Below are 16295 nucleotides of genomic sequence, written 5' to 3'. Positions count from 1 at the left end.
GCGATCGATGACCACCACCGACGACGTACGCGCGGACGCCGCACCACCGACCGGCCACACCCCGCAATGGGGCAGCGACGCCATCGTCGACCTGCTGCAGCACGCCGGCATCCGGCACATCGCGCTCAACCCGGGCGCCAGCTTCCGCGGCCTGCACGACAGCCTCGTCAACTACGCCGGCGACGCGGGCCCGCACCTGCTGCTGTGCCTGCACGAGGAGCACGCCGTCGCCATCGCCCACGGCTGGGCCAAGGTCACCGGCGAGCCGATGGCCGTGGCCCTGCACAGCAACGTCGGCCTCATGCACGCCACCATGGCCCTCTACAACGCCTGGTGCGACCGCGTCCCCATGCTCGTCATCGGCGCCACCGGACCCCTCGACGCGGCCAAACGCCGGCCCTGGATCGACTGGATCCACACCTCCGCCGACCAACCGGCACTCGTCCGCAACTTCGTCAAATGGGACGACACCCCGACCTCGGTCCCCTCCTCGCTGGAGTCCCTCGCCCGCGCCTGGGACATCACCCGCACCGCACCGACCGCGCCCACGTACGTCGTCCTCGACAGCGCGGTCCAGGAGCAGCAGCTCACCAACCCGCCCCAACCCCCCACCATCAGCAAGGGACGCGCCGCCGACCAGCCGACCGCGTCGGCGGACTCGATCGCCAGAGCCGCGGCCGTCCTGGCCGGGGCCACCTCGCCCGTCATCCTCCTCGGCCCCGGCCGGCGCGACGAAACCGCCTGGACCAACCGCATCAAACTGGCCGAAGCGCTCGGCGCCCGCGTCATCACCGACCTCAAAGCCGGCTCCACCTTCCCCAGCCGCCACCCCGCCCACGTCCCAGGACCCGGCTTCTTCCTCGGCCGGCCCGCCCAGGAAGCCCTGCGCGGCGCCGACGCCGTCCTCGCCCTGGGCTGGATCGACCTCGCCGGCACCCTGGCCCAGGCCGCCGTGCCCGGCTCCACCGCCGTCGTCTCCGCGACCCTGGAACCGCTGCTGGCCAACGGCTGGAGCAAAGACCACCAAGGCCGCGCCCCCATCGACGTGTGGCTCCCCGCCGAACCCGACACGGCCGTGGCCGACCTGCTCACCCACCTGACCCCCGGCCCCAGCACGTCGTGGACCCCCCGCCCGGCACCCGTACCGGACGCCGGCACCGGACCCATCGACCTGCCACGCCTCAGCGCCACCCTGCGCTCCGTCCTGGACGGCGCCGACACCACCCTCGTCCGCCTCCCCCTCGGATGGGACGGAGACAGCTGGGACTTCGAGCACCCGCTCGACTACCTCGGCTACGACGGCGGCGGCGGAATCGGCTCAGGACCGGGCATGACCGTCGGCGCCGCCCTCGCCCTGCGCGACAGCGGACGACTGCCCGTCGCCGTCCTCGGCGACGGCGACTACCTCATGGGAGTCCAGGCCATCTGGACCGCCGTCAACCAGCACATTCCCGCCCTCATCATCGTCGCCAACAACCGCTCCTACTTCAACGACGAAGTCCACCAGGAGAAGGTCGCCCTCGTACGCGACCGCGACGTCACCCGCAAATGGGTCGGCCAGCGCATCGCCGACCCCGCCCCCGACCTCGCCGCACTCGCCCGCGCCCAGGGCGCCACCGGCTACGGGCCCATCACCGACCAGACGGACCTCGCCGACACCCTGCGCACCGCCGTCCAGGACGCCCACGCCGGCGCCACCGTCATCGTGGACGTGGTCGTCGAAACCGGCTACGCCCCCGCCATGGCCGCCGCACTCACCCGCGAAGACCGAGCCGACGAGGCTGGAAGGACACCATGACCCACCCGCACCCGACCGGCGCCGACCTGCGCGACGCCCTCACCGCCGCCAACCACATCCTGGTACGCGAAGGAGTCCTCGACGCCTTCGGCCACGTCAGCGCCCGCACCGCACCCGGCGCCGACACCTTCCTGCTCTCACGCAACCTCGCACCGGGATCCGTGACACCGTCCGACCTGCTCGTCCACCACCTCGACGGCCAGAGCGAAGACCCCCGCACCCCCTACCTCGAACGCTTCATCCACGCCGAGATCTACCGGCACCGCCCCGACGTCCTCGCCGTCGTGCACAGCCACTCACCCTCGGTCATCCCGTTCGGCGTCAGCGACACCCCCCTGCGCCCGCTCGTCCACATGGCCGGATTCCTCGCCGCAGAACGCACCCCCATCTACGAGATCAGCGACCACGCCGGCGACGCCAGCGACCTCCTCATCACCTCACCCCGACTCGGCGCCTCCCTCGCGACCACCCTCGGCGGCGGCGCCGTCGCCCTGATGCGCGGCCACGGCTCCGTGACCGCAGGCCCCACCCTCATGGACGTCGTCTACCGCGCCGTCTACACCGAGGTCAACGCCCGCATCCAGCTCCAGGCCCTGACCCTGGGCACCCCGCGCTACCTCAGCGCCGGCGAGGCCAAGGCCGCCGACCAGACCGTCGGCGCCCAGGCCCGCCGCGCCTGGGACGTCTGGTACCGCCAGGTCACACAGGACGGGAACCACACCCGATGACCACCCAGCACATCACCGGACCCCGGCAGGAACGCCGCCACGAGATCGACCGCCTGCTCCGGCGGCCCTTCCTCATGCTGATCGGCGGCCGGCTGACCGCCGCCACAGGCGGGGCCACGTTCACCACCACCGACCCCTACACCGGCAACGCGCTCGCCACGGTCCCCGACGCCCAGCCGGCCGACGTGGACGCCGCCGCCGAAGCCGCCGAACAGGCACGCGCCGGCTGGCGCTCCACCCCGGTCGCCGAACGCGCCCGCCGCATCCTCGCCCTCGCCGACGCCGTCGAGGAGCACGCCGAAGAACTCGCGCTCCTGGACACCCTCGACGTCGGCTCCCCCATCACCAACGCCCGCACCGACGTCCGCATCGCCGTCGAGCAGATGCGCATGTACGCCGGGCTCGCCCTGGAGCTGAAAGGCCAGACCATCCCCGGCTCCGGAGCCGTGCACCTGACCCTGCGCGAACCCGTCGGCGTCGTGGCCAAGATCTTCCCGTTCAACCACCCGCTGATGTTCGCCTGCCGCGTCGCGGCACCCCTCATCGCCGGAAACCCGTGCGTCATCAAGCCGCCCGAAGCAGGACCCCTGTCGACGCTGCGGCTCGGCGAACTGGCCCGCGACCTCCTCCCGCCAGGCGTGCTCAACATCGTCGTCGGCGACGGACCCGCCGTCCCCGACCGGATCGTGCGCCACCCCGCCGTCCGCCGCATCGGATTCATCGGATCCGAGCCCACCGGCCGCGCCATCCAGCGCGCCGCGGCCGAATCCGGCGTCAAACACGTCACCCTGGAACTGGGCGGCAAGAACGCGATGATCGTCTTCGACGACGCCCCCGCCACCGAAGCCGCGCGCAGCGCCGTCGCGGGCATGAACTTCATGTGGGCCGGCCAGTCCTGCGGCTCCACCTCACGCCTGCTCATCCACGACAGCGTGTACGACGACGTCCTCGCCGAAGTCACCCGCGCCGTCGACGAGATCCGCCTCGGCGACCCCCTCGACCCCACCACCACCCAGGGCACCATGGTCGACCGGCGCGCCCAGGCCAAAGCCCTCGACCACGTCAAGATCGCCCTCGACGACGGCGCCCGGCTCATCCGCGGCGGCACAGCCCCACCAGCCGCCGAACCGGCCGCCTTCGTCACACCGACCATCCTGGCCGACGTCACCCCCGCCGCCCGCGTCGCCCAGGAAGAGATCTTCGGACCCGTCCTGTCCGTCCTGCGCTTCCACACCGAACAGGAAGCCGTCCAGATCGCCAACGACGTCCGCTACGGCCTCACCGGAGCGGTCTGGACCAACGACCTCGACCGCGCCTTCCGCGTCGCCGAAGCGATGGAAGCCGGCTTCACCTGGATCAACGGATCCGGAGCACACTTCCCCAACGTGCCCTACGGCGGCGTCAAAGCCTCCGGCGTCGGCGCCAAGGAAGAATGCCTCGAAGAACTCCTCTCCTACACCACGGAGAAAGTCATCAACATCATGATCCGACGCTAGGACGTGACAGCACACCGACCGGCTCACTCCACTGGGCGAGCAACCGCAACGCCATCTCCGACGGGCTCCCCGGCTCGACGTCATAGACGAACAACGTCTGATCGGGATCATCGGCCAGAATCAACGCCTGATACGTGACCGTGAGATCACCGACCAGGGGATGGTGATACTCCTTGCTCCCCGTGGTGCGCTGATACACCTTGTTGTCCGACCAGTAACGCCGGAACGCCTCACTCCGGATGGACAGATCACCGACCAGCGCACTCAGCGCCGGGTCCTCCGGATGACGGCCAGCATCACGGCGGAGCATGGCGGCCGTGTCGGCCGCGACGGCCGCCCAGTTCGCGTACAACTCCCGCGCGTGCGGATCAAGAAAGACGAAACGCGCCTGATTCCGCTCAGCCGCCGGCAACGCCCGGAAATCGGCGATCAGCCGCCCGGCCAGCCGGTTGTGCGCCAGCACATCCAACCGGCGCCCCAGAACGAAAGCCGGCCGCCGCGCCCCCTCGAAAACCTCCAGCAACCGCCAGGTAGCGGGATGAACCCGCTGCGGACGCGGACGCCGACGACGCCGCGCAGGCGCAGGACGCGCGAGAACATGCAGATGCTCACGCTCGGCGTCGTCCAGGCGCAGCGCCGTGGCCAGCGCGTCCAGCACCTCAGGCGAAGCACTCCGGCTACGACCCTGCTCCAGACGGGTGTAGTAATCCACGCTCACCCCGGCAAGCCGCGCCAGCTCCTCACGACGCAACCCCGACACCCGGCGCCGCCCCAGCACCGGCTCCTCGATCCCCGCCTCCTCCGGGCCGAGCCGGGAACGGGCCGAACGCAGGAACTGGGCGAGCGGGCTGTGGTCACGGTCCATACCCCCAGTGTCACCCCTTCGCGCGAGCCGGCGCTCCGCCAGGGTGGCCCAAACTGTCCCCCGATCCCCTAGGCCAGGATGAGGACCGTTTTCGCAGCTCAGGGCTGGTTCAGTGGAAGCCGGGCAGGAGACGGGAAACGACCCGCCCCAGCCCGTTCCACTCATCGGCACGAAGGAGCCACGCACATGTCCACCTGGTTCATCACCGGCGCCTCCCGAGGCCTCGGCCTGCACCTCGCCCGCACCGCCCTCACCCACGGCGACACCGTGGTGGCCGCCGTCCGCGACCCCGCCCGCCTGCCCGACGACCTCCAGCAGTCCGACCGGGTGCTCGGCGTCCGCCTCGACGTCACCCGCGACGACGAGATCACCCAAGCCGTCGAAACGGCCGTCCAGCGCTACGGCACCATCGACGTCCTCGTCAACAACGCCGGCCGCGGCCTGCTCGGCGCACTGGAGGAGATCACCGACGCCGAAGCCCGCTCCCTGTTCGACCTCAACGTCTTCGCCCTCATCAACCTCACCCGCGCCGTCCTGCCCGGCATGCGCGCCGCGGGCGGCGGAAAGATCGTCAACATCGGATCCCGGTCCGGCTTCGAAGGCGAACCAGGCGTGAGCATGTACTCCGCCTCGAAATTCGCCGTCGCCGGCCTCAGCGAAGCACTCTCAGCCGAACTGGCGCCGTTCGGCATCCAGTGCATGGTCGTCGAACCCGGCGTCCTGCGTACCGACTTCCTCGACACCAACTCCCTGTCCACCGCCGCACACCGCATCGACGCCTACGACGGCACCCCCGCCCACGTCACCCTCGACTGGGCCGGCACCGCCAACCACACCCAGCTCGGCGACCCGATCAAAAGCGCCGCCCTGATCTACGAGGTCACCAGCCACGACGAACTCCCAGGACACCTGTACCTCGGACCCGACACCCTCGAACGACTCCAGGTCACCCTCGACCGGATCGACCAGGACGTGGCCCCTTGGCGTGACAAGTCCGCCGCCACCGCGTACGACGCCGCCTGACCCGCACTTTCGAGACGACGCGCCCGGCTCCCGTACAGCCGGACGCGCAGCCTCAGGAAATGCTCAACGTGCCGTCCGCGTTACGGGCACACCCGACCACCGCACGCGGCGCCGCGGCGAAAGCACCGGCCAGACACTGACCGAGCACCGCATGACCCGCGGCGTTAGGGTGCCACGACTCCTGACACGTCTGGAAATAGGTGACACATGTATTCGCCGCCCGCTGGATACCGATCTTGTCCCAGCCGGACAGACTCGTGATGAACGAACCGGACGGCCCATCCTGCACCCGCACCGGCGTCGCCAGCGCACCCCCCGGACTACCCGGATTCTCACACAACCTGGCCCCGTCGAAAGCCCGCTGAACATCCAGCACCCGCACATCAGCCGCCGGACGCTCAGCCACCAGCACGGCCTGCGCATTCCGTACCAGAGACCCCAGACTCTCCGAGAACACCTGCCCAGGACCAAGACTCGCCCGATGAATCGGACACCCAGCCGCATACCGCTCCGCACCCAGAGCACGGAACTTGTCACGAGTATCGGAACGGTTGTCCTCCTCGTGATACTGCGCGGCGAGCTCCGGCGGCAACGGATTCGTATACGTCTGCAGAATCACCTGATGACTGCCATCAGCATCAACCTGCGCCAGAGTATCCAGAATCAACCGCAAAGCCGCCGTCGTCTCAGCCGTAGCGGCATCGACCTCAGCGCCGGTGGCCAGATCCGCAGCCGTACAGGGCCGCTGCGGCACCTCACCCTTCAGATAGGCCCAGAACTCCCACCACCCCGTCCAGGCATCCGCGATGAACCGATTGGCACACAACGTGGCCACATCACCAAAGGTGAACTGCGTGTTGTTCGACCCGAGACCGACCAGAACCACATCGACATCATGCGTCCGCGCGACGGCACGCAACTGATCGAGCTGCGAAGCAACCGCCCGCCCCTCAGCCCGAGCACTCGACGGAGCCGCGATGTCAGCCGGCTGAGCACCGGAGCACGCCAGGTTGAAACGCTGCTGAATCCCAGGAAGCGCCGCCGCGAACACCGACGCGTTCGCCGACCGATGACAGAAATAGGCGTTGCCGTTGGCCGCCGACCACCCAGGGAAACCCTGCGCCGTACCCGAGGCATCGACGACGGGCTGATAGCTCCCCGCACCCTCGCCACTGACGAAACTGTCGCCGAGCGCGACAGCGGCGGTAGGCAGAGCCGCCTGCGCCGGCCCGCCCTGCACCACCTGGACACCCGCCACACTCACCAGCAGCGCGACAACCGCGGCGGCACGCTGAAATAACCCCATAACCACCCTATTTCCTACTAAACGAGTACGAAATACGCATGAGTGGATCACAACACGCCACACCCACCCCGTCAACACACCACCCCCACCTCACTGATCGTCGAAAAAAACCTCCTCGATCCTCAGCGCGAACACCCTGGCGAGACGGAACGCCACAGGAAGACTCGGATCGAACTTCTCCGTCTCGATGGCATTGATCGTCTGCCTCGACACACTGATCCGCCGAGCCAGATCAGCCTGCGTCCAGCCACGCTCGGCCCGCAGCTCCGTAATACGATTCTTCATCGGTACCTGATCTTGCCCACGACGAAGGCGACCATGTAAACGGCCCCCAGAAGCGCGGGAAAGACCGCGATATCGACGTCATACGCAACGAGACCGGCGGCGTCCGCGACGACGTACGAGAACCCGCCGACCCACCCCACCCCAAGAGTGATCACCAACGCGTCCTGCACGATCTTCCGCTGCAACTCATCGATCCCCCGGAAGAAGCGTGCGAAGGCGACGATCCATCCGATGCCGACGACCAGGTTGACCGCGACCGCGGCCCAGCTCGCCACCGGCCGCCCCGAGCCCCACGCGAGTCCGGGACCGAATTTCGACAAGGCCAGGGTCGCCGCCCAGGCGAACGTCCAGAGCACGAGTCGAACGGACGCCCTGGCCGACTCCCTGTAGCCCCCGGCCGCGTTGTGTGCTTGCACGAATGGCCCTCCCGCCGGCGAGATGTCAAGTACACTTGACACGGTAGGAGGCGCTCGTTCCGATGTCAAGCGTACTTGACATCGGAACGAGCCGACCCGGCCTCCTGTTTGTGGGAGGCGGACGGGCGTAGCCCGTGCCCTTATGGGGTGCATGTGAGGTTTTTGCTCTAGCCCAGTGCCTTTACAATGTAGATTTCTAACGACTCTCGCCGTCGAGACCGCCGAACTGGTCGAACGCGCCCTCCCCGAGACCGGCAGCACGCTGTCGGCCACCGAATGCGCCACCCAGGTGGGCATCCCCCGGGTCAGCGCCCGCCGCTACCTCGAACGCCTCACCGCCATCGGCGCCGCCGAGGTCTCCCTGCGCTACGGCGGCACCGGCCGCCCGGAACGCCGCTACCGGTGGCATCACCCCTCCTAGACTGTCGGCCTCCGCTCAGCTCTTCCGCTCACCCAGGACGCAGAACTCGTTGCCCTCCGGGTCGAGGAGGGTCACCCAGTGCTGCTCGTCCTGCACGGTGTCGACGCACCGGGCACCGAGGGAGAGCAGCCGGGCGACCTCGGCCTCCTGGTCGTCGGGGCGGAAGTCGGGGTGGAGCCGGTTCTTGAACGTCTTGCCCTCGGCGACAGGCACGAAGAGCAACCCCGGCATCCGGTCCGACTCAGGCCGGATCTCGATGATCTCCTCAGATTCGTCGACCACAACCCAGCCGAGAGCCTCGGCCCACCAGCGCCCGAGAGCGACAGGGTCGGCGGAGTCGACGATGATCTGTTCCCATTCCAGTGCCATGGGCTTGAGCTTAGACAGGACCGGCAGCCCGGCCTCGGAGGAGGCGATCATGTTCGTGATCCCGGAAGTGGACCGGGCAGGCGACTCCTTCCTCTCCTCCGCCGACCGCTGACAACCCGTCGAGCGGTCGACCCCCTCAACCGAACGGAAGCATCATGACGAAGATCGCCATCATTCTCGGCAGCACCCCCTGAGTACAACCGCTCCTTCCCCGGCGTGCTGAAAACGCCCTCGACCGCGTCTACGCCGAAGGAAACAACAAGGCCTATGGCCTGGACGGCGGAGTGCGCGCCGTCGAAGCCCTGCGTCCGGTCCTGGGCGCCCTGCAACTCGCCAACGTCGCCATGCAGGTCACCTTGAACATGCACACCGACTTCGCCGGCTTCGGTGCCGAGTTCACCCCCGGCGAGCACCAGGGCCCCGCCCTGACCGCGATGCTCGACCAGCTCCTGTCATGGAGCAACGCCCTTGCGCGGACCCGCGTCAACGCGACGACCGGCGCCTCCTGAAACACCCCAAGCCGCGTCCGCCCGCCGGCGCTCGACGCCGAAGCCGTGGCGGTGATCGTCTCAGGTGCCCGTTCCGGAACCTCCGTCGTTCTTGACGGGTGAGTCCGGTGCCCTGATCGCGCCCGTCGCCGTGAGGTACGCGGCGAAGGCCATGGAGACCGCCATAAAGGCCCCGCCTGCCGCGGCGAACGCCGCGAGCGGCTCCGCCCCAAGTTCGCGGGTGAAACAGTACGCGATCAGTCCTGCGATGAAGGCCGTCTCCATCGCGTGAACCAGCCAGTGCAGAACCCGTACAGCATGGACCATGATCGGGGCCCTCTCCTCTCGCCACGCGAGTCAACACGCAAGCGACAAGGAAGCCGGGAACGCGGAACCCGCCTTGCGCTTGGCGATGCAGCACGGATGTCCCAGGTGCATGGACGCGGCGCAGGATCAGAGGCACGGCAGTGGGCCCGACTGGCGCTCGAAACCGAGCTGCGGGGATGGGACGACGCCACCGGCCAGACGGTCTTCTTCGTCCGACACGGCGTCATGTCGCCCATCCTTCCTTGATTGTGATGCCCAGTGGGCTACCCTCAGGGTATGGCGCTGGGAAGCTCAGCGGGATTCCCGCCGGGAACAGTGTCAGGAATCTCAGCGGTACATAGTTGATACGTCCCGGTGAGGATTCCGATCGTACGACTTCTGGTTGGGCATGATCGTCTGACACGCTCGGAGAGGAGGCATCCCGGTGGCACAAGGCAGTCCTGCCGTGTTCCGCAGCCGCATCCTGAGCGAGCTCCGCAAGCGGCGTGACGCGGTCGGCCTCACCGGCCCTCAGGCGGCGAAGACCCTCGGCTGGTCGACCTCGCGGTTCTCGCGCCTGGAGACCGGACAGATCCTGCTCAACATCAAAGATGTGGAGTCGCTGCTCGATCTCTACGAAATGCCTGAGCCAGGCCGCACTCTCCTGCTCGAACTGGTTCCCCAGGCGACTGTTCCGGAATGGTGGGAGCCGTACGCCGAGGCGATCCCCGTTCAGTACCGGGAATATCTCGGCTTCGAGAGCGGGGCGGCGGAACGATGGGAATGGCAGTCGCTGGTGATATCCGGGCTGCTGCAGACGGAACATTACTCCCAGGCGCTCATCGACGTCCCTCACATCGCTCAGTTGACACCCCGGCAGGTCCGCCGGCGCGTGGAAATTCGCATGGCCCGTCAGCGGCGATTCATCGACGATCCTTCCACCGTCCACAACGTCGTCATGGACGAGTCGGTACTGGCCCGCCGGATCGGTGATGACGCCATCATGACGGCCCAGCTCCGCCACATCGCGGAGCTGGCGAAGCTGTCCAATCTCAACATCCAGATCCTGCCCAACAGCAGGGGCCTCCCCGGAGGCTACATGTCGAATTTCATTCTGCTGAGGTTCCCGAAACTTGAAGGCCTCGGCGAGTTGCACCCCGACGTTCTTTACCAGGAGGACGACGCGGGTGGGCAATTGGATGCCGATGAAATGAGGGCACACCGTCATTTCATGGCATTCAAGTATCTATCGGAAGCCGCATTAAGCTCTCAGGACACGATCCGCTACATCGAGGAGCGCATGCAAAAATGGAAATAAGTCACTCGATCATCAGGTAAAGGAACCATGAACAACTCCACCAGCCCTGTCTTCAACAACTGGCGCACGAGCTCCTACTGTGGGACCAATGGCGAGTGCGTCGAGGTCGCGGCGATGAACGGGCGGGTTGCGATACGCGATTCCAAGAATCCGGGCATGGGCATGCTCGTCATGCCGGAAGCCGACTTCGAGAACCTTCTTTCTCGCATAAAGAAGGGCATCGTTTAGCGTTCGACCGCGGGGCCTGCGCTTTCCGGAGGCAGGCCCCGCGGTCAGCTGTTGAGTCTGGCCGCCTGCATGGTGCTCAGCCGACGCACCGACCAAGCGGTGACGATCGTCGTCGGTACGGCCAGGACGTGCAGGGCCAGGCTGGCCCAAACGTCCGGCGTGAACTCGTACATCCGGATCAGGTCGTCGTCCGTCGTGCGGTCGTCGTGTGTCGCGAGGAGTGTCGTCCACTCGACCCAGAACAGGGGCCAGGTCAGGAAGGTGACCAGCCACAGGATCCACCAGGTGTGCAGGAGACCGGCCGGGGCCGTCGTGCCGCCGCGTTCGGGCGGGCTGGAGGCGTGCCAGATGTCGTCGGCGATCTGCTTCGGCAGCCACAGGTTGCCGATCGGGATGAACCAGCCGTAGACGGCCATGGCTTGGCTGCGGCGCAGCCGGCCGGGCGCGAGCCGTTCGGCGACGGCCCGGACCCGGAAGAACCACAGCAGCCAGCACGCCGTCAATCCCAGGCCGGAGACGACCTGGGCCGCCAGCATGATCTTGCTGACCGTCTCGATCTCCTCGAAGACCTCCGGCTCATACCACCGTCCCGCGTCGTCGAAGACATCGAGCTGGTAGACCACGGTGCTCGCGGAGACCAGGGCGAAGAGGGCGAGCAGCACATAGACGGCGATCTGGTGTCCGGTGGCACGGTACGGCTTGCTGCCGTTGCGCAGCTGGCGGCGTTCGTCGGCCAGCGAAGCCTGGAGCGCCCGCGGCTGATCCGCGTGCCTGGGTGATGGTGGCGTCATCGTACGGGGGCCACCGGTGCCGGGCCCGGTGGCCGGGTCGTGCGGGGCGGTCAGCGCCAGGGTCCGGCGTTCGGCGATGACCTGAGTGAGCGCCTCAGGCAGCCACGGCCCCTGACCGGGCGAGGCGAGCGCGGTGAGGTTGCTCAGCACGTGCTCCAGGCCAGGCCGGGCGACGGGGTCCTTGGCCAGGCAGGCCGCCACCAGAGCGGCCAGTGGAGCGGGCACCCCGCGCAGGTCGGGGTCGGCGTGCACCACGCGGAAGACGACCGCGTGAACGGGCCCCGACCCGAAAGGGCTGCGGCCGGTCGCGGCGAAGGCGAGCACGCAGCCGAGCGAGAACACGTCCGAGGGCGGCCCGACCTCCTGAGCCATGGCCTGTTCTGGGGACATGAACGCGGCGGTGCCCAGCACGGTGGAGGTGCGGGTGTGGCTGGTGGCGTCCAGGGCGCGGGCGATGCCGAAATCGATCAAGCGGGGCCCGTCCTCGGCGAGGATGACGTTGGCGGGTTTGAGGTCGCGGTGCACCATCTCGCAGGCGTGCACGGCGGCGAGTCCTTCGGCCAGCCCGGCTCCCAGCACCGCGGCCGACTCCAGGGACAACGGCCCATGGTCTTCGATGGCCTGGTGCAGGGAGGGGCCGGGGATGTAGGCGGTAGCCAGCCACGGCTGGTCGGCGTCGGTGTCGGCGTCCACTACCTGGGCGGTGTAGAACCCGCCGACCTTGCCGGCGGCCTCCACCTCTGAGGCGAAGCGGCGCCGGAAGTCCGCGTCGTCGGCCAGTTCGGGGCGTACCACCTTGACGGCCACCAGGCGCCCGCCCGGCGAACGGCCCAGGAACACCTGTCCCATCCCGCCCCCGCCTAGCCGTGCGTGCAGCCGATAAGGGCCCATCTGGGTCGGGTCGCCGTCACGTAGGGGGTTGGCCATGGCACCGTTTCCGCGTTGAGATCCTTACCGGTTGCTGACAATGATCCCAAAAGGTGCGCTCCGGAGGAAATCTTCGACGTTCGGCGCAAGGACAAGGGCGGCGCTCCCCGAACCTGTCAGTCGGGCAAGGTGAGGGCCGAATGGGCTGCGATCGCCTCCGGGGCGCGCAGGGAGGTGAGCCCGCGCAGCATCTCGTTGCGCTGCTCCAGCGCCTCGGCGGTGGTCGGGAAGAGGGAGGCGCCGCCCTCGTCCACCAGCCCCTGGTTCTGGGTGACGAACGCGCGCGTGTCGCGTTCGTAGGCGGCGAAGCCCGTGGCGTGGTCCTGGTTCGCCAGCGAACCGGCCAGCATGTACGCCCCGACGAGCGCGAGGCTGGTGCCCTGCCCGGTGAGGAACGAGGGCGCGTACGCGGCGTCGCCCACCAGCGCGACCCGGCCGCTGGACCAGCGGGGCAGGCGGATCTGGGCGACCGTGTCGAAGAACAGGTCGTCCGCCGTGTGCATGGCGGCCAGCATGCCGGGAACCTCCCATCCCGCGTCCGCGAACACCGACGCGACCAGGTCCTGCTGCGCTTCGGGGGTCGGGAACTCGTCGAACGGCCGCCGCGGACGGGCGAAGTTCAGGAAGGCGTGCACCTGGTCGTCGTCGTCCCCGGTGGCGTAGAGCGCCGCGGCCCGGCCGGGGGTGTTCCACATGACGAGTTCCCGGGAGAGCCCGAACGTGTTGCGCATGGTGAACACGGCGAAGCAGTAGCCGAGGTACCGGTCGAACAGGTGCTCGGGGCCGAACAGCCGCTCCCGGGTGCGCGAGTGCATCCCGTCCGCGCCGAAGACCAGGTCGAACGTGCGCCGGGCGCCGCCGCGGAAGGTGACGTCCACCCCGTCGCGGGACTGGTCGAGAATGTCGATGGAGTCGCCGAACAGAAACTCGGCGTCGTCGCGGACCGTCGCGTGCAGGGCGTCGCTCAGGTCACCGCGCCGCACTTCGAGGTCTCGTCCCTCAGTGTCGCCGGTGACGGTGCGGGGGCTGACCGAGGCCACCTGGCTGCCGTCCTCGTCCAGGAAGGTCATCCGGCGCAGGTCGACGTGCGCGTCGCGCAGGCGCGGCAGGATGCCCATGCGCTCGACCACGTCGAGCGCGGTGCCGCGCACGTCGATGGGGTAGCCGCCGTTGCGGACGGTGGCCGCCTTCTCCACCACCGTGACGGCGAATCCGTGGCGGTTCAGCCAGTACGCGAGGGCGAGCCCCGCGACGCTGGCCCCCGACACCAGGACCTCGCGCTTCCGCGTGCTGTGGATGTTCGTCATTGTTCTTCTCCTTTGTCCACTGTGCGGACGGCGAGCAGCGCCAGTGCCACGACGGCGCTGGCGATGCCGAAGCCGATGATGAAAGCCGATTCGTCCGGGACGTTCGCCCCGGAGGGGGTCATGGCGGTGAGGAGGATGCCGCCGAGCTGCGCGCCCGCGGTGAAGCCGATCACGCGGGTCACCAGGATCAGGCTGGTGGCGGTGCCGGTGTCGCCGCCGTCGCCGGTGGTGGCGGTCTTGACGACCACCGCCGTGACGCAGATGCCGCTGGCAAGGGAGATCAGCATCTTGCCGATGACGAGCTGCCAGACCTCGCCGTGCATCAGCGCCACGGCCGCCAGTGTGGCCGTGGTGCCGGCGATGCCGGCGGCGACCGCCGTGCGCGCGCCGAACCGCCGCGCCGCGAACCCGGCGATCGGGCCGCTGACCGCCGCCGCAACGGCGCTGGGCAGCAGGTACAGGCCCATGTCGCTGGCGCTAGCGCTGAAACCGTAGGCGTCGGCGGGCACCGCGAACAGCTGCGGGACGAGATACATGGACGCCGCGGTGCCGAGGCAGACGGCGAACGTGATCGCGTACGAGCTCCACATCCCCGGCCGCGCGAGCAGGCGCAGATCGACCATCGGCGCGGCCGAGCGGCGTTCGACCCGGATCCAGCCGATCACGAGGCCGGCCAGGAGCAGGACGAGGGCGCTGAATTCGAGCGGCCGGCTGCCGGCCTCGGGCACCATCGGGAGCACCAGCATAAGCGTCAGCAGGGCGCCGCTCAGGAGAACCAGGCCGGGCCAGTCGATCCTGGTCTCGGACCGGGTGGGCGGGTCGTCCGGGATCAGCCGGTGGACGAGCACGGTCGCCACGGCGATGGCGATGGTCGGTATCGCGAACATCCAGTGCCGCGACAGGCCTTCCGCGATGGGCCCGGAGATCATCGAGCCCACCAGGTTGCCGCCCACGAACATGCCGCTGACCACGCCGATCGCCGCGTGGGCCGATCCGGGAGGAAGGTGCTTGCGTACGAGGATGAACGAGAGCGGCAGCGCGCCCACCATCGCACCCTGCAGGATCTGCCCGGCCAGCAGCACCGGCAGGTTGGGCGCCAGCGACGACACCAGGCCGCCGGCCAGCACCACGGTCATCAGCAGGGTCATGACCCGCCTTCCGCCGAAGCGGTCGCCGAGGGTGCCCGAGACGGGCAGCAGAAGGGCGCCGCTGATGAGCAGCGCGGTGCTGAGCAAGGCCCCCTGGGCCGGGCTTAAGGCCAGCTCGCGTTGCAGCAGCGGGAGCGTCGGCGTCAGCACCGACTCCAGGGCGCCGGTGGCGATGGCCAGCAGGCTCAGGGCGCCGATGGCGGCCTTCCCGATGCCGACCGGTGGAGCCAGAGATGTAGTCATGGACGTCCTTTCCTGGTGACCGGGCGAGCGGCGCGCGCGGCCCAGAACTGCTGCTGGGGGACGTGCTCGGAACAGGAGTGCGGCGCGATCCATGCCGCCGCGAAAATTACACTACAACATGTACTGTAGTTCATTACAACGATCGGTGTAGTTCCGCTAGGATTCGATTCATGCCGCCTACGAAGACGCTGCGTGAAGGATCCGCGAAGAAGCGGGCCGCCATCCTCACCGCGGCCCAGGAGCTGTTCCTCACCAACGGCTTCGACCGGTCGAGCATCGACGCCATCGCCGCCCGGGCCAAGGTGTCCACGCGCACGGTCTACGACTACTTCGGCGACAAGCAGACCCTGCTGCACGCCGTCGTCGAGAACATCGGCCAGTCGCTGATCACCACGATCCAGCGCACCCTCGACGACACGCTCACCGACCTCACCGAGGCCGGCGAGCTGGAGGACGCGCTCGTCACGTTCTCCATGAGAATCGCCACCGACATGCTCAACTCGGCCGAGTACGCCACGCTGCAACGCCTGGGCCAGACCGAGTCCGACCACCTGCCGCCCAGGGACGACCGCGCGATGGCCAACGCCCCCGACGAGGCCGTCGGCGAGCGGCTCGCTGCCCTGGCCAGGGCCGGGCTGCTCGACGTCCCCGACCCGCGGCTCGCGGCCGACCACTTCATCGCGCTGACCTTCGGCGTCGCCATCAGCCGCCTCGGCTCCGCCAACGCTGCGGGCGACGACCGGGTCCGGCCGCTCATCGTCGAGGGGGTGCGGGCGTTCCTGCGGGCGTACGGAAAAAGGTGACACGTGTGCCGTCAGGGAGGATCGAAAGC

At 68.6% G+C, this 16295-nt stretch carries 18 protein-coding genes; 9 read left to right on the top strand and 9 right to left on the bottom strand.

The window, feature by feature from the left end; all coding sequences use genetic code 11:
• Window positions 1–7: 7 nt before the first annotated feature.
• Genes AB0C27_RS41860 through AB0C27_RS41850 form a run of 3 tightly spaced genes read left to right on the top strand, consistent with a single transcriptional unit; the run spans window position 8 to window position 4022 of the window.
• Window positions 8–1798 (top strand): thiamine pyrophosphate-binding protein, encoded by a 1791-nt coding sequence (locus AB0C27_RS41860; protein ID WP_357856766.1) that lies wholly within the window; start codon window positions 8–10, stop codon window positions 1796–1798.
• Window positions 1795–2526 (top strand): class II aldolase/adducin family protein, encoded by a 732-nt coding sequence (locus tag AB0C27_RS41855; protein ID WP_357856763.1) that lies wholly within the window; start codon window positions 1795–1797, stop codon window positions 2524–2526. The genes AB0C27_RS41860 and AB0C27_RS41855 overlap by 4 nt, the downstream gene beginning before the upstream one ends.
• A complete protein-coding gene (locus AB0C27_RS41850) occupies window positions 2523–4022 on the top strand; it encodes an aldehyde dehydrogenase family protein (protein WP_357856759.1) in 1500 nt (499 codons plus the stop codon). The genes AB0C27_RS41855 and AB0C27_RS41850 overlap by 4 nt, the downstream gene beginning before the upstream one ends.
• On the opposite strand, the gene AB0C27_RS41845 is transcribed toward AB0C27_RS41850, so the two are convergent.
• Window positions 4006–4887, bottom strand: coding sequence for a helix-turn-helix transcriptional regulator (locus tag AB0C27_RS41845; RefSeq protein ID WP_357856756.1), 882 nt, complete (start codon window positions 4885–4887; stop codon window positions 4006–4008). The two genes, AB0C27_RS41850 and AB0C27_RS41845, sit on opposite strands and share 17 nt — an antisense overlap.
• 186 nt (window positions 4888–5073) lie before the next feature.
• Here AB0C27_RS41845 and AB0C27_RS41840 point away from each other — a divergent pair, with 186 nt between their 5' ends.
• A complete protein-coding gene (locus tag AB0C27_RS41840) occupies window positions 5074–5910 on the top strand; it encodes an SDR family oxidoreductase (protein ID WP_357856753.1) in 837 nt (278 codons plus the stop codon).
• Between the two features lie 52 nt (window positions 5911–5962).
• Here AB0C27_RS41840 and AB0C27_RS41835 read toward each other — a convergent pair whose 3' ends face one another.
• The 3 genes from AB0C27_RS41835 to AB0C27_RS41825 form a co-directional block, all read right to left on the bottom strand.
• Window positions 5963–7216 (bottom strand): hypothetical protein, encoded by a 1254-nt coding sequence (locus AB0C27_RS41835; protein ID WP_357856750.1) that lies wholly within the window; start codon window positions 7214–7216, stop codon window positions 5963–5965.
• 90 nt (window positions 7217–7306) lie between these two features.
• Entirely contained in the window at window positions 7307–7501 is a 195-nt protein-coding gene (locus AB0C27_RS41830) for a helix-turn-helix transcriptional regulator (RefSeq protein WP_357856747.1), read from the bottom strand.
• Window positions 7498–7857, bottom strand: a complete 360-nt coding sequence (locus AB0C27_RS41825) for a hypothetical protein (protein WP_357856744.1) — start codon at window positions 7855–7857, stop codon at window positions 7498–7500. Before AB0C27_RS41825 ends, AB0C27_RS41830 begins: the two co-directional genes overlap by 4 nt.
• A gap of 235 nt (window positions 7858–8092) precedes the next feature.
• Here AB0C27_RS41825 and AB0C27_RS41820 point away from each other — a divergent pair, with 235 nt between their 5' ends.
• Window positions 8093–8338 carry a hypothetical protein gene (locus tag AB0C27_RS41820; RefSeq protein ID WP_357856742.1) on the top strand — a complete coding sequence of 82 codons (246 nt, stop codon included), beginning with the start codon at window positions 8093–8095 and terminating at the stop codon, window positions 8336–8338.
• 15 nt (window positions 8339–8353) lie between these two features.
• Here AB0C27_RS41820 and AB0C27_RS41815 read toward each other — a convergent pair whose 3' ends face one another.
• Complete coding sequence (locus AB0C27_RS41815; RefSeq protein ID WP_357856739.1) at window positions 8354–8707, bottom strand: VOC family protein; 354 nt, start codon at window positions 8705–8707, stop codon at window positions 8354–8356.
• Window positions 8708–8991: 284 nt separating this feature from the next.
• Here AB0C27_RS41815 and AB0C27_RS41810 point away from each other — a divergent pair, with 284 nt between their 5' ends.
• Entirely contained in the window at window positions 8992–9216 is a 225-nt protein-coding gene (locus AB0C27_RS41810; RefSeq protein ID WP_357856736.1) for a hypothetical protein, read from the top strand.
• Window positions 9217–9276: 60 nt separating this feature from the next.
• Here AB0C27_RS41810 and AB0C27_RS41805 read toward each other — a convergent pair whose 3' ends face one another.
• A complete protein-coding gene (locus AB0C27_RS41805) occupies window positions 9277–9522 on the bottom strand; it encodes a hypothetical protein (protein ID WP_357856733.1) in 246 nt (81 codons plus the stop codon).
• Window positions 9523–9946: 424 nt separating this feature from the next.
• On the opposite strand from AB0C27_RS41805, the gene AB0C27_RS41800 reads away from it, so the two are divergent.
• Both AB0C27_RS41800 and AB0C27_RS41795 read left to right on the top strand, forming a co-directional pair.
• The gene (locus AB0C27_RS41800; RefSeq protein WP_357856730.1) at window positions 9947–10819 is read left to right on the top strand and encodes a helix-turn-helix transcriptional regulator; all 873 of its coding nucleotides are present in this window, start codon (window positions 9947–9949) and stop codon (window positions 10817–10819) included.
• Window positions 10820–10846: 27 nt separating this feature from the next.
• Complete coding sequence (locus AB0C27_RS41795) at window positions 10847–11047, top strand: DUF397 domain-containing protein (RefSeq protein ID WP_357856727.1); 201 nt, start codon at window positions 10847–10849, stop codon at window positions 11045–11047.
• Between the two features lie 44 nt (window positions 11048–11091).
• Here AB0C27_RS41795 and AB0C27_RS41790 read toward each other — a convergent pair whose 3' ends face one another.
• From AB0C27_RS41790 to AB0C27_RS41780, 3 genes are all read right to left on the bottom strand, one after another.
• A complete protein-coding gene (locus AB0C27_RS41790) occupies window positions 11092–12765 on the bottom strand; it encodes a DUF4328 domain-containing protein (RefSeq protein WP_357856724.1) in 1674 nt (557 codons plus the stop codon).
• Window positions 12766–12881: 116 nt separating this feature from the next.
• Window positions 12882–14072 (bottom strand): FAD-dependent monooxygenase, encoded by a 1191-nt coding sequence (locus tag AB0C27_RS41785; RefSeq protein WP_357856721.1) that lies wholly within the window; start codon window positions 14070–14072, stop codon window positions 12882–12884.
• A complete protein-coding gene (locus tag AB0C27_RS41780) occupies window positions 14069–15463 on the bottom strand; it encodes an MFS transporter (protein WP_357856718.1) in 1395 nt (464 codons plus the stop codon). The genes AB0C27_RS41785 and AB0C27_RS41780 overlap by 4 nt, the downstream gene beginning before the upstream one ends.
• 170 nt (window positions 15464–15633) lie before the next feature.
• Here AB0C27_RS41780 and AB0C27_RS41775 point away from each other — a divergent pair, with 170 nt between their 5' ends.
• Window positions 15634–16266 carry a TetR/AcrR family transcriptional regulator gene (locus tag AB0C27_RS41775; protein WP_357856715.1) on the top strand — a complete coding sequence of 211 codons (633 nt, stop codon included), beginning with the start codon at window positions 15634–15636 and terminating at the stop codon, window positions 16264–16266.
• The last annotated feature ends 29 nt before the right edge of the window (window positions 16267–16295 follow it).

The organism is Nonomuraea sp. NPDC048882 (genome assembly GCF_040649755.1).
Lineage (GTDB): Bacteria > Actinomycetota > Actinomycetes > Streptosporangiales > Streptosporangiaceae > Nonomuraea > Nonomuraea maheshkhaliensis.
This window is presented reverse-complemented; position numbering and strand designations above follow the sequence as displayed.